The sequence below is a fragment of the Ideonella sp. genome (assembly GCF_041287625.1).
Classification (GTDB): Bacteria; Pseudomonadota; Gammaproteobacteria; order Burkholderiales; family Burkholderiaceae_C; genus Ideonella.
In genome coordinates this window covers 35854-48494 of the sequence record NZ_JBGGNH010000071.1, presented here as the reverse complement: position 1 = coordinate 48494, position 12641 = coordinate 35854, and the positions used below count along the sequence as shown (strand labels likewise).

The window sequence follows — 12641 nt, the reverse complement described above, 5'->3', positions numbered from 1 at the left end:
ACGGCGAAGTTACATTCGCATGACGGGTTCCTTCCTGTGCGGATGGGTCGTGATCGGGTTGAGGGGAGTGAAACCTCGTGTAACTCCTCTGCGGCCTTGCCACCCCGTCAGGCAGTACCCGCTCGCTCGCGGCATTGGGCGAGCCCCGCATGTGCCGGCAGGCCGTTTGGCCGCCGCCCCGGTGACATTGGCGAGGTTCGCCCAATCCCGTCTTTTGACTTTGATGATTGGAGCCTTGCCATGAACCGCCCCGTCGAGGAAGGTGTTCGCTTGAACGCGCCCGCCTACGTGAAAAATGCCCGCCTGCTGGCCTGGGTGGCCGAGGTGGCCGCGCTGACCGAGCCCAGCGACATCTACTGGTGTGACGGCTCGAAGGAAGAGTACGACCGCCTCTGCCAGCAGTTGGTGGCCGCCGGCACCTTCAAGCAGTTGAACCCGGCCAGGCGCCCTGGCAGCTACCTCGCCTGCTCCGATCCCTCGGACGTGGCGCGGGTCGAAGACCGCACCTTCATCTGCGCGCAGCGCAAGGAAGACGCCGGCCCGACCAACAACTGGATGGCGCCGGCCGAAATGCGCGCGCTGCTGCAGACCGGCGAACAGGCGCTGTTCAAGGGCAGCATGAAGGGCCGCACGATGTACGTCGTGCCGTTCTCGATGGGGCCGCTGGGCTCGCCCATCGCGCACATCGGCGTCGAACTGTCGGACTCGCCGTACGTGGCCGTCAACATGCGCGTGATGACCCGCATGGGCCGCGCTGCGGTCGAACTGCTGGGTGTGGAAGGCGACTTCGTGCCTTGCGTGCACACCGTGGGCGCGCCGCTGGAAGCCGGCCAGGCCGATGTCTCGTGGCCTTGCAACAAGACCAAGTACATCGTGCACTACCCCGAGACGCGCGAGATCTGGTCCTATGGCTCGGGCTATGGCGGCAACGCGCTGCTGGGCAAGAAGTGTTTTGCACTGCGCATCGCCTCGACCATGGGCCGTGACGAAGGCTGGCTGGCCGAGCACATGCTGATCCTGGGCGTGACGAGTCCGGCGGGCAAGAAGTACCACGTCGCCGCCGCCTTCCCCAGCGCCTGTGGCAAGACCAACTTCGCGATGCTGATCCCGCCGGCCGCGCTGGGTGACTGGAAGGTCACCACCATCGGCGACGACATCGCCTGGATCAAGCCGCGTGCCGACGGCAAGCTCTGCGCGATCAATCCGGAAGCCGGCTACTTCGGCGTGGCCCCGGGCACCAATTTCGAGACCAACCCGAACTGCATGCACAGCCTGGACCGCGACGTGATCTTCACGAACGTGGCCCTCACCGATGACGGCGACGTCTGGTGGGAAGGCATGGGCCCGGCACCCGCGCACGCCATCGATTGGCAAGGCAAGGACTGGACGCCGCAGATTGGCAAGGAGACCGGCGCCAAGGCCGCGCACCCGAACGCCCGCTTCACCGTGCCTGCCACCAACAACCCGGCGCTGGACCCGGCCTGGGACGATGCCGCTGGCGTGCCGATCGACGCCTTCATCTTCGGCGGCCGCCGCTCCACCACGGTGCCGCTGGTGACCGAGGCGCGCGACTGGACCGAGGGCGTCTACATGGCCGCGACCATGGGCTCCGAAACCACCGCCGCAGCCGTCGGCCAGCAAGGCGTGGTTCGCCGTGACCCGTTCGCCATGCTGCCCTTCATGGGCTACAACATGAGCGACTATTTCCAGCACTGGCTGGAGCTCGGCACCCGGCTGCAGGCCCAGGGCGCGAAGCTGCCGGCCATCTTCTGCGTCAACTGGTTCCGCAAGGGCGCAGACGGCAAGTTCGTCTGGCCGGGCTACGGCGACAACATGCGCGTGCTGAAGTGGATGGTCGAGCGCATCGAAGGCCAGGCGCAGGCCCAGGAGCACTTCTTCGGCCTGAGCCCGCGCTACGAAGACCTGAGCTGGGACGGCCTGAGCTTCAGCCGCGAGCAGTTCAACAGCATCATCAGCGCCGACCCGGCCGCCTGGACCGCCGAGCTGAAGCTGCACGAAGAGCTGTTCACCCAGTTGGCCTACCACCTGCCGGCCGAACTGAGTGCCACCAAGGCCAAGCTGGAGAAGGCGCTGGGCGCCTGAAGCGCAGGCAGCGCACCGTCAGGAGCGCCCTGCGGGGGCGCTTTTTTCATGCTCAGAACAAGCGGCCGACGTTGAACAGCGTCAGCAGGCCCAGCACCGCGAACACTGCCGCGGCGATGCCGTGCACCAGCGTCATCGAGACCTTGCGCGCGATCTGGTCGCCGAGGAATACCGCAGGCACGTTGGCCAGCATCATGCCCAGCGTCGTTCCGGCGACGACCGCGAACAGGTCGGCGTAGCGGGCGGCCAGCGCCACCGTGGCGATCTGCGTCTTGTCGCCCATCTCGGCAATGAAAAACGCGATCACCGTGGTGCCGAAGACGCCGAAACGGCTGCTGTTGCCTGCGGGGGCGTCGTCCAGCTTGTCCGGCACCATCATCCAGGCGGCCATGGCCAGGAAGGAGCTGCCGATCACCCAGCGCAGCAGGTCCGGCCCGAGCAGCGCCGCCACCGCGCCACCGACGGCGCCGGCAAAGCCATGGTTGATCAGCGTGGCGACCAGCACGCCGGCAATGATGGGCCAGGGCTTGCGGAACCGGGCGGCCAGCAAAACGGCCAGCAACTGCGTCTTGTCGCCCATTTCACCCAGCGCGACGACGCCGGTGGACACGAGGAAAGCTTCCATCTGAACAACTCCGGGGCCGGCACCAAGAAACCAGGACTGCACGCGCAACCCCGGCCCTACCGGAGGCGATGCAGTCAAAGGTCTTGCCAGGCCCAGCGCGCTGAGGCCAGCGGCGCTTGGTGGTTGCTGTGCGCGCCATGGCCGTGAGGGCCAAGTGTGTTGACGCGGACCCCTGTGGGGACAGGGCGGCTACTCCCCAATGACGAGTGGCCGGCAGTATAGCCAGCGCGGCCTGGATAGACTGCACCCGCCATGAAGATCCAATTGATGTCCGACCTGCACCTGGAGCGTGATCCAGGTTTTGTCCCCGTGCCGGTGCCCGGCGTCGACCTGCTGGTGCTGGCCGGCGACATCGGCTCCTACCAGGCCGGCTCGCGGCTGAAGGACGACGATTTTGGCCTCGCGCGCTTTTCGCCCCAGGGCGCCGGCGCGGCCTGGCCCGAGGTGATGTTCCTGCCGGGCAATCATGAGTTCGACCACCAGGAGTACGGTGCGACCTACGACAGGCTGCGCGGCCTGTGCGAGCAGCTCGGCATCACCTGGCTGGAAAGCGAGGTGCTGGTGCGAGGGCGCGTGCGCTTCATTGGCAGTACCTTGTGGAGCGATTTCGACGCGCTGGCACCTGCCGATGCCAGTGTCACCCAGCAGCTGCAGCTGCGCGAGAAAGCCTTCCGCGCGGCGAATTTCTACCTGCGCAAGAACACCAGCCTGCAGGACGGCCAGCCGATGCTGGCCGAAGCCGTGCGCGGGCTGTCACTCGCCAGCCAGGCCTGGTTGCGCGAGCAACTGGCCCGGCCGTTCGACGGCAGCACCGTGGTGGTGACGCATTTCGCGCCATCGCTGCGCAGCGCGGACCCGCGCTATGGCGTGAACCCTGGCACTGCAGGTTTCTGCAATGCGATGGACGACCTGCTGCCCCAGGCCGAGGTCTGGATGCATGGCCACCTGCATTGTTTCAACGACTACACGGTGCAAGGCTGCAGCGCCGAAGGGCTGCCCTGGGCCTGCCGTGTCGTCGCCAACCCGCTGGGTTATGCCAACAAGGGCGAGCAGGCGGCTTACCGGCCCGGGCTGCTGATCGAGCTGCCGGACTGAGTCCCGATGTGGCGCTCCGCGCGCTCAGTTGTTGTGGCGGCGGGCAAACCAGCCGCGGGATGGCGTTTGTCCACGGACGCCGCCGGACTCGGCGTGATGCGGCAGCGGTGGCTGGTCCAGCGTGTATTCCATGCCAATGGCAGTGCCCATGTCGGCCGGGTCTTGTTGGTGGCTGGCGGAACCGGCTGGCAGGCCGATCAGGCGGCGAAGCAGGCTGTTGGGTCGGGAATTCATGTGGACCTCTCCTCAAAAGTGTTAAGGAAAGTTTCGGCCGCGGCACACCCTGAGATAAGTTGAATGAAGCCAAGAACCACACGCTATTCAGGGTTTTATCCTGCGGCCACCCGGCACACGCTTTGCACCCGGTCTGGGGTGACGACAGGCATGCACCGAGTTGAAACATTCACGAATCTTATGAATGTCGAATTTAAGTAATCCGTCTTTCTGATTCGCCCCCTGCCGTCCACAATTCCGCCCATTGGGCCGCCTGACGCGGCCCGCATCTTTACGAGGCTGCGGCATGAAGGTCATTGTTCTCGGCGCCGGCATCATCGGCATCAGCACCGCCTGGTACCTGGCGGCTGAAGGCCATGAGGTCACGGTGGTGGACCGCCAGCCCGATGCGGCGCTGGAAACCAGCTTCGCCAACGGCGCGCAGATCTCCGTCTGCTTCTGCGAACCCTGGGCCAATGCCGGCGCGCCGCTGAAGGTGGCCAAGTGGCTGCTGCGCGACGATGCGCCGCTGCTGTTCCGCCCGCGCATGGACCCGTACCAATGGCGCTGGGGTGCCAAGTTCCTGACCCAGTGCACCGACGCGGCATTTGCACGCAACGTGCAGCAACTGGTGGCCTTGGGTGCCTACAGTCATGAGTCGCTGAAGGCCTTGGTCAATGAGACCGGCATCACGTACAACCGCCTGGAACGCGGCATCATGCATTTCTTCTCGTCTCAGGCCGACTTCGAAGCCGGCGCGCAGGCAGCCGGGCTGATGCGCGAATACGGCGTGGACCGTCGGGTGCTGAGCCGCGAGGAAGTGCTGAAGGTCGAGCCGGCACTGGCGGCCTTTGGCAGCCAGATCCACGGCGGCACGTACACCGCCAGCGACGAATCCGGCGACGCCCGTGTCTTCACGCAGGAACTGGCCCGCCGCTGCGCCGAGCGTGGCGTGAAGTTCCTCTGGCAGCACGACGTGCTGGGCTTCGAGCGCAGCGGCGACGCCATCAGCGGCGTGCGCGTGAAGGACCAGCTCAGCGGCCAGGCCCGCACGCTGGCGGTCGGCCAGTTGGTCGCCGCAATGGGCTCGTACACCGCACCCATGCTGCGCCCGGTCGGTGTGGACCTGGACATCTACCCGGCCAAGGGCTACTCGGCAACGATGAAGCTCAAGCGCCCCGAAGCCGCCAGCACCGTCAGCCTGCTGGACGACGGCCGCAAGATCGCGATCTCGCGCCTGGGCGACACCATCCGCATCGCTGGCACCGCCGAGATGGCCGGCTACGACACGCGGCTGGACACGACGACCGCGAAGGTCCGCTGCGCCTCGCTGGTGCAGCGCTACGAGGAGCTGTTCCCCGGCGTGGCCGACACCTCGGAGCCGAACTTCTGGACCGGCCTGCGCCCAAGCACGCCCACCAACATCCCCTACATCGGCCGCAGCAAGATCGGCAACCTGTGGCTCAACGCCGGCCACGGCACGCTGGGCTGGACCCATGGCGCCGGCTCCGGCCGGGCGCTGGCCGAGCTGATGTGCGGCCGCCAGCCGCAACTGCAGTTCGGCTTCTGCGGCGAGGCTGCGCCGGCGCGCCAGCCCATGGTCCAGGTCGCCTGAAGCGCCGTCTGCAGCGTAACGGGCGGGCATGACACAATCCCGCCCCCATGCCAGACGCCGCCTCTTCCCACGACCCTTCGGCGCGCCAGCCCGCCGCTCAGCCCGCCGCTTTCTGCGCCATCGACTTCGGCACCTCGAACTCGGCCATCGCACTGCCTGACGCGGGCAGCGTGCGCCTGGTCGAGGTCGAGCCCGGCCAGCGCACCATGCCGACCTCGGTCTTCTACACGATGGAAGGCCAATCGCCGCACGCCGACCCACGCCGCCTCTACGGCCGTGCCGCACTGGCCGCCTACGTGGACGGCGTCGAAGGCCGGCTGATGCGCTCGATGAAAAGCGTGCTCGGCTCGCCGCTGATCGAGCAGGGCACCGATGTCGGCGCCGGCCGTTCGGTGCGTTTCCTCGACGTGATCGCCGGCTACCTGAAGCACCTGAAGTCGCTGGCCGAGGCAGAAGCCGGCGGGCCGTTGCGGCGCGCGGTGCTGGGCCGGCCGGTGTTTTTTGTTGACGACGACCCGGTGCGGGACGCACAGGCCCAGGCCGCACTGGAAGCGGCGGCGCGCCTGGTCGGCTTCGACGAGATCAGCTTCCAGTTCGAGCCGATTGCCGCCGCGCTGGACTATGAATCGAGCACCGACCACGAGCAACTGGTGCTGGTGGCCGACATCGGCGGCGGCACCTCGGACTTTTCGGTCGTGCGCGTCGGCCCGCAGCGCGCCACGCAGATCGATCGTGCAGGCGACATCCTGGCCAGCCACGGTGTGCACGTCGCCGGCACCGATTTCGACCGCCAGGTCGAGCTCAGCGCCATCCTGCCGCTGGCCGGCTTCAAGGCGCTGGGGCCACCGCCGTCGTCACGCGAAGTGCCCAGCAAGGTCTATTTCGACCTGGCGACCTGGCACCTGATCAACACCGTCTACACGCCGCAGCGGGTCATGGAGCTGCGCCGCATGAAGACCTTTTATGCCGACCCGCAGTTGCACACGCGCTTGATGGCCGTGGTCGACGAGCGCCTGGGCCATGCGCTGATGGGCGAGGCCGAAGGCGCGAAGATCGCCGTGGCCGAAGGCCGCGCGGCCCACATCGACCTGGACGCCGTGGAGCCCCGTTTGAGCACCACGCTGGGCGAAGCGCAGGCCATGGCGGCGCTGGAGGCGGACCTGGCGCGCATCGTCAAGGCGGGCGTCGAAACCGTGCGGCTGGCCGGCGTCACGCCGGAGCGCATCGAAGCGGTCTACCTGACTGGCGGCTCGACCGGTCTGGCGCCACTGGCCACGCGCATTGCCGCGCCGTTTGCCAACGCGCGCACCGTGCGCGGCGATCGCCTGGCCAGCGTGGCCCAGGGCCTGGGGCTGCACGCCCAGCGGGTCTTTCGTTAGAAATGGTGCACCCGGACTCACGGATACCTGAGTCCACCCGCCAAGCGGGTTGCGCAGCCGCCTTGAGGCGGCTCGGCGCCGGCTGCGGGCTGGTGCACCCGGTTCGCGGGCGTACCCGAACCACCCGCCGGGCGGGTGGCGCAGGCCGCTTGGGGCGGCCCGGCGCTGGCCTGCGCGCGCACGGGCCGGTCAGTGCTTCGGCCCGGCCTTTTTGGCCGGGGCCGCGCGCCCTGCGGGCCTTGCTGCCGCGCCGCGCTGCGACGCGGGCTTGCGCGCCTTGGCGGCGGCACCGGCAGGCCGGCCCGATTGCGGGCGGCTGACATCGGCCAGCAACAAGGTGCTGGTCACCAGGCCCTCGACCGCGTCGGACAAATCGGCTGGCGGCTCGATCATCTCGATCATTTCCAGCAGGTCGTCCGCGTCTTCCAGGTCTTCGGGATCGAACACGCGGTACAGCACGGCCAGCGGTTCCAGCACTTCGCGCGCGTCGTTGCGCATCAGCTGCGGGAAACATTCCATCGCCAGCGCAAAACCTGCCACCCAGGGCATCACGGCCTGCAGCGGATCGTCCTCGTCGTCCAGCTCGAAGACCCAAGGGTCGAACCATTGGCGGCCGTGGATGGCGCGGTTCAGCTCCGCGTGGCGGCGGCGCACCAGGGCTTGCAGGGGTGCGCTGGGAAAGCTGGCCGGTGCGGCGCGGCCGTCGGCATCGATCACATGCGGGAACCAGCGCGCTTCGGGCACAGGGGTCGGCTGCAGCAGCACGCCGCAGAGGTAGCCGTCCAGCATCATCAGGTCCAGCGGCTCCAACGGTGCCGGCACGGCGTCGAGCAGCTGCTCCAGCCGTTCCATGTCGGCATCGTTCAGCGGGGCAAGGGCTTGCGGGGAAGGTGCTGCGGAAGAGGTGGCCATGATGGATTGTCTCTCGCGCGCCAAGCCAGGGCACTGCCCGCCCCAAATGCAAGCACCACACTTCGCCAGTGTGGCGCCCGCGCAAACCGCTTGTCCCTCTTCTGTGACCTTTTACCTAATCCCCCGTCAGGGGGATGTCACCGGCAGAAGCATCGCCGTACAGTACATCTCACGGTCGATGGAATGTTCAGCGAAGAGCGCTTGCATGCTGTTCCGTGCACGGCCTTGTTTTTCGACAAGGCCGTGCGTTCACCGGATGTTCTGTCCTTGTTCACGGCCGCGCACAGCAAAACTTGAAGCGGCTCTCCGTCATCGCTTATTCGTTCGATGTCGGGGCGTGTTGAGAAGGCAAGGGTATCGAATTGTGTCCAAGCCGGCACATTCCTGATGCCTAGGCTCAGACGGTGAACCAGGTTGCAGTCATGCGCTCGCTGTTCACGCCATCTGGCAATGATTTCGCCCGGTTCCAAGGTGCTTCTTGCATCCGGCATCCTGGCAAGACCATTGCCGCCAACGGTCCCAACGACGTCCTCTTGGAGGACTTATCCGACTCAGCTCGCAAGAGCTGGGTCGTTTTTTTTTTTGCCGTCCAGGATCGGCGTACCCTGCCCGGCAACATTCGAGCAGGCTTCTGTTGCTGCTTCATGGCAACGGGAAGCCCAAATGAAAACCTGCTAGCAAAAAGCTCACCAACGCTTGAACCGTGCGCGGCACCTGCGCCGTGCGCGGCCGAATGGCCCACAAGTGCGTGCCGAAGCTGCCCACCGGGCGCCAATCCAGCAGCAGTTGGCGCAAGCTGCCATCCCGCAGGGCGGCCTGGGCACTGAAGTCCGGCAGCAGGGTGACGCCCAGCCCGCCCAGCGCCGCGTCGCGCAAGGCTTCGCTGTTGTTGGCCGCCAATGGCCCGGCCACGCCCACGCTGAGGCGCTCGCCGCCGCCGCACGGCTCGAAGCTCCAGCCTGGCGTGTCACCGGCCCGCGGGTAAAACAGGCATTGATGCCAGGCCAACTCCTGCGGATGCGCCGGTGCCGCCTGGCGCGCCAGGTAGTCCGGGCTGGCCACCAGCACCGAGCGGGTTTCGCAGAGTTGCCAGGCGACATGGGTTTCCGGCGGTGAGTTGATGTGGCGCAGTGCCAGGTCGAAGCCGTCCTGCGCCAGCGCGCTGAGCCGGTCAGACAACTCCAGTTCCAGCCGCACTTCCGGGTACTGCGCCAGAAAGGCCGGCAGCCGCGGCACCAGTTGCTGGCGCGCCAGCGCGACCGGCGCGGTCACTCGCAGCAGCCCGCGTGGCGCGCCGGCCAGGTCGCGCACGCCACTGAAAGCGTCCTGCAGGGTCTCGAACGCGGGCCGGGTGCGCTCGGCCAGCAGTTGCCCGGCTTCGGTCAGGCGCACGCTGCGGGTGGTGCGCCGCACCAGCGGCACGCCGGCGGCTTTTTCCAACTCGCTGATGCGCTGGCTCATCGCCGCCTTGCTCAGGCCCAGGCGGCGCGCGGCGGCGGTGTAGCTACCGGCTTCGGCCAGCGTGGCCAGGGCGTGCAAGTGGCCCCAGGGCGGCATGTTGTCGTTCGAGCTCATCGCCGGATTGTTCGCCAAAGTGAACAATGAATCCAGGCTTTTGGCATTGGCAGCAGGGTTGGCGCTGCCTAGACTCGAAGCTTCCGCCGAACCACTGGAGACCGCCATGGGCGCCCCTGAAGCTTTCACCCATACCGCCGATGTCGGCCACTTCATTGGCGGCCAACGTGTGCCGGCGAGCAGCGGCCGCAGCCAGGCGGTCTACAACCCGGCCACCGGCGCCGTGGCGCGCCAGGTGCAACTGGCGGCCGAGGCCGACGTGAACGCCGCCGTGGCCGCCGCCCAGACAGCTTTCCCGGCCTGGGCCGACACGCCGCCGATCCGCCGCGCCCGCGTGCTGAACCAGTTCCTTGCGCTGATGAACCAGCACCGCGACACGCTGGCCGCGATGATCACCGCCGAGCACGGCAAGGTCTTCACCGACGCGCAGGGCGAAGTCAGCCGCGGCATCGACATCCTGGAATTCGCCTGCGGCGCGCCGCAACTGCTCAAGAGCGACTTCACCGACCAGGTCTCCACCGGCATCGACAACTGGACGCTGCGCCAGCCGCTGGGCGTGGTCGCCGGCATCACGCCGTTCAACTTCCCATGCATGGTCCCGATGTGGATGTTCCCGGTCGCCCTGGCCTGCGGCAACTGCTTCGTGCTCAAGCCCAGCGAACGCGACCCGTCGGCCAGCCTGTTCATGGCCGAGCTGCTGAAGCAAGCCGGCCTGCCGGACGGTGTCTTCAACGTCGTGCAGGGCGACAAGCTGGCGGTCGACACGCTGCTCAAGCACCCGGATGTGCGCGCCATCAGCTTCGTCGGCTCCACGCCCATCGCCCAGTACATCTACGAGACCGGCGCGCATCACGGCAAGCGGGTGCAGGCGCTGGGCGGCGCGAAGAACCACATGGTGGTGATGCCGGACGCGGACGTGGAGCAGGCGGTGGACGCGCTGGTCGGCGCCGGCTACGGCTCGGCCGGCGAGCGCTGCATGGCGATCTCGGTCGCGGTGCTGGTAGGCGACGTGGCGGACAAGCTCGTGCCCAAGCTGGCCGAGCGCGCCCGCACGCTGAAGATCAAGAACGGCATGGCGCTGGACGCCGAGATGGGCCCCATCGTGACCCGCGAGGCGCGGGACCGCATCGAGGGCTACATCGGCGTGGGCGTCGAAGAAGGCGCCACACTGGTGGTCGACGGCCGCGGCCACACGGTTGCCGGCCTGGAAAACGGATTTTTCACCGGCGGCACGCTGTTCGACCACGTGACGCCCGAGATGCGCATCTACAAGGAAGAGATCTTCGGCCCGGTGCTGGCCTGCGTGCGCGTGAAGGACTTCGCCGAAGCGCTGGCGCTGGTCAATGCCCACGAGTTCGGCAACGGCGTGGCCTGCTTCACCAGCGACGGCAACGTGGCGCGCGAGTTCAGCCGCCGGGTGCAGGTCGGCATGGTCGGCATCAACGTGCCGATCCCGGTGCCGATGGCCTGGCACGGCTTTGGCGGCTGGAAGAAAAGCCTGTTCGGCGACACCCATGCCTACGGCGAAGAAGGCGTGCGCTTCTACACCAAGCAGAAAAGCGTGATGCAGCGCTGGCCCGCCAGCATCGCCAAGGGCGCCGAGTTCGTGATGCCGACCGCCAAGTAAATGGCGCCCCAAGGACCGGGCTGCGCCCGGCCCACCCCCCGGGGGGATCAAGGCAACTTGGGGCGGCCCTGCGTTGCCTTGAGTCTGTCCAATCAGCGCAGTGGGATCGGCGTGCTGCGGTCCACCGGCACGGCGGTCACGCTGTTCTGCGGCGAGCCTTCGATCACCCGGTCCGAGTAGGTCATGTAGACCAGCGTGTTGCGCTTGGCGTCCACCATGCGCACCACGCGCAGCCGCTTGAAGACCAGCGAGATGCGTTCGCTGAAGACCTCGTCCTGCTGCCGCAGCGGCTTGGCGAACGACACCGGGCCGACCTGCCGGCAGGCGATGGATGCCTCAGATTTGTCTTCCGCCAGGCCCAGCGCCCCCTTGATGCCGCCGGTCTTCGCACGCGAGACATAGCAGGTCACGCCGGCCACCAGCGGATCGTCATAGGCGTCCACCACGATCTTGTGGTCCGGGCCGATCCACTTGAAGACCGTGTCGACCTCGCCGACCGGCTCGGCGCTGGCGCCGCAAGCCACCACCGCCAGCAGGCCCAGGCCCGCGACCAGCCGCCAGCCCGGAACGGTCCGGCGGCGCTGCATTGTTTCCGTCATCTGCGCATTCCCTTCATGTGGCGGCCGATTGGCCGGGGCATTGTCCGTCGCAGCGCCAGCAGGCCGATGCCGCGCTGGACAAGAGTTCCGCTGGACAAGCCGGACATGGGCCCTGATGCTCCAGCCTCAAGGAGGACTGCGCCATGACGCCCACGCCACTTCACCCGTCCCAGGCCCCGCCCGCTGGCTCCACGGGGGCTGCGGCGCCCGACCTGGCGGCAGCCCAGGCGCTTTACCAGCGCCGCGCCGCGCACTATGACGCAGAACTGTCGGCCTTCGAGCCGCTGCGCCAGCAAGCCATCTCGGCGTTGGCGCTGCAGCCCGGCGAGACGGTGCTGGACCTGGGCTGCGGCACAGGGCTCAGCCTGCCCTTGCTGGCCCAGGCGGTCGGCCGGCGCGGCAGGGTGCTGGGTGTCGAGCCCTGTGCGCAAATGATGGCCCACGCCTGGCAGAGGGTGGACACGCTGAACCTGCGGCAGGTCGCGCTGCTGGAAAACGAGGCCGCCAAGGCCCCGCTGGCGCTGGCACCGCTGGCCGACGCGGCGCTGTTCCACTTCACGCACGACGTGCTGCAGCAGCCCGAGGCGCTGGCCCATGTACTGGCGCACCTGAAGCCCGGCGCCAGGGTGGTGGCCTGCGGCCTGCAATGGGCGCCGTGGTGGGCCTGGAGCTGCAATGCCTGGGTGCTGGGTGCTGCGCTGTACTCCACCACCACGCTGACCCACCTGCACGCGCCGTGGCAACAGCTGGCTGATGCGCTGCCCGGCCTGGAGGTCCAGCCCTGCTGGTTCGGCACCGTGTTCGTGGCGCATGGCACGGTGCCTGCGTGAGCAAACGACAGCCCCCCACCAATAAGGGTTCCCATGGTCTTTGCTGCACCTGCACAATAGGTGGATGA

General features: G+C 67.7%; 11 protein-coding genes and 1 riboswitch. Of the genes, 6 read left to right on the top strand and 5 right to left on the bottom strand.

Annotated features, from left to right (window positions below; translation table 11 throughout):
- The first annotated feature begins 240 nt into the window (after positions 1 to 240).
- Positions 241 to 2103, top strand: a complete 1863-nt coding sequence (locus ACAH41_RS26525; protein ID WP_325649542.1) for a phosphoenolpyruvate carboxykinase (GTP) — start codon at positions 241 to 243, stop codon at positions 2101 to 2103.
- A 52-nt stretch (positions 2104 to 2155) separates the two neighbouring features.
- On the opposite strand, the gene ACAH41_RS26520 is transcribed toward ACAH41_RS26525, so the two are convergent.
- Positions 2156 to 2728: a TMEM165/GDT1 family protein gene (locus ACAH41_RS26520; RefSeq protein WP_325649544.1), complete on the bottom strand. Its 573-nt coding sequence runs from the start codon at positions 2726 to 2728 to the stop codon at positions 2156 to 2158.
- A 3-nt stretch (positions 2729 to 2731) separates the two neighbouring features.
- Positions 2732 to 2938, bottom strand: a riboswitch (yybP-ykoY riboswitch).
- A 42-nt stretch (positions 2939 to 2980) separates the two neighbouring features.
- On the opposite strand from ACAH41_RS26520, the gene ACAH41_RS26515 reads away from it, so the two are divergent.
- Positions 2981 to 3823, top strand: coding sequence for a metallophosphoesterase (locus ACAH41_RS26515; RefSeq protein ID WP_325649545.1), 843 nt, complete (start codon positions 2981 to 2983; stop codon positions 3821 to 3823).
- Positions 3824 to 3847: 24 nt separating this feature from the next.
- On the opposite strand, the gene ACAH41_RS26510 is transcribed toward ACAH41_RS26515, so the two are convergent.
- Positions 3848 to 4057, bottom strand: a complete 210-nt coding sequence (locus tag ACAH41_RS26510) for a hypothetical protein (protein WP_325649546.1) — start codon at positions 4055 to 4057, stop codon at positions 3848 to 3850.
- Positions 4058 to 4343: 286 nt separating this feature from the next.
- On the opposite strand from ACAH41_RS26510, the gene ACAH41_RS26505 reads away from it, so the two are divergent.
- Positions 4344 to 5651 carry a D-amino acid dehydrogenase gene (locus tag ACAH41_RS26505; protein WP_325649547.1) on the top strand — a complete coding sequence of 436 codons (1308 nt, stop codon included), beginning with the start codon at positions 4344 to 4346 and terminating at the stop codon, positions 5649 to 5651.
- Between the two features lie 47 nt (positions 5652 to 5698).
- Complete coding sequence (locus ACAH41_RS26500) at positions 5699 to 7030, top strand: Hsp70 family protein (RefSeq protein WP_325649549.1); 1332 nt, start codon at positions 5699 to 5701, stop codon at positions 7028 to 7030.
- 189 nt (positions 7031 to 7219) lie between these two features.
- Here the strand turns inward: ACAH41_RS26500 and ACAH41_RS26495 are convergent, their stop codons facing one another.
- Positions 7220 to 7942, bottom strand: a complete 723-nt coding sequence (locus ACAH41_RS26495; RefSeq protein WP_325649550.1) for a YecA family protein — start codon at positions 7940 to 7942, stop codon at positions 7220 to 7222.
- Positions 7943 to 8584: 642 nt separating this feature from the next.
- Positions 8585 to 9517, bottom strand: a complete 933-nt coding sequence (locus ACAH41_RS26490) for a LysR family transcriptional regulator (RefSeq protein ID WP_325649551.1) — start codon at positions 9515 to 9517, stop codon at positions 8585 to 8587.
- Between the two features lie 106 nt (positions 9518 to 9623).
- Here ACAH41_RS26490 and ACAH41_RS26485 point away from each other — a divergent pair, with 106 nt between their 5' ends.
- Positions 9624 to 11144, top strand: a complete 1521-nt coding sequence (locus ACAH41_RS26485; RefSeq protein WP_325649553.1) for a CoA-acylating methylmalonate-semialdehyde dehydrogenase — start codon at positions 9624 to 9626, stop codon at positions 11142 to 11144.
- A 92-nt stretch (positions 11145 to 11236) separates the two neighbouring features.
- Here the strand turns inward: ACAH41_RS26485 and ACAH41_RS26480 are convergent, their stop codons facing one another.
- Entirely contained in the window at positions 11237 to 11731 is a 495-nt protein-coding gene (locus ACAH41_RS26480; protein ID WP_325649655.1) for a CreA family protein, read from the bottom strand.
- A gap of 155 nt (positions 11732 to 11886) precedes the next feature.
- Between ACAH41_RS26480 and ACAH41_RS26475 the strand changes: the two genes are divergently transcribed.
- The gene (locus tag ACAH41_RS26475) at positions 11887 to 12573 is read left to right on the top strand and encodes a methyltransferase domain-containing protein (RefSeq protein ID WP_325649554.1); all 687 of its coding nucleotides are present in this window, start codon (positions 11887 to 11889) and stop codon (positions 12571 to 12573) included.
- Positions 12574 to 12641: the final 68 nt, after the last annotated feature.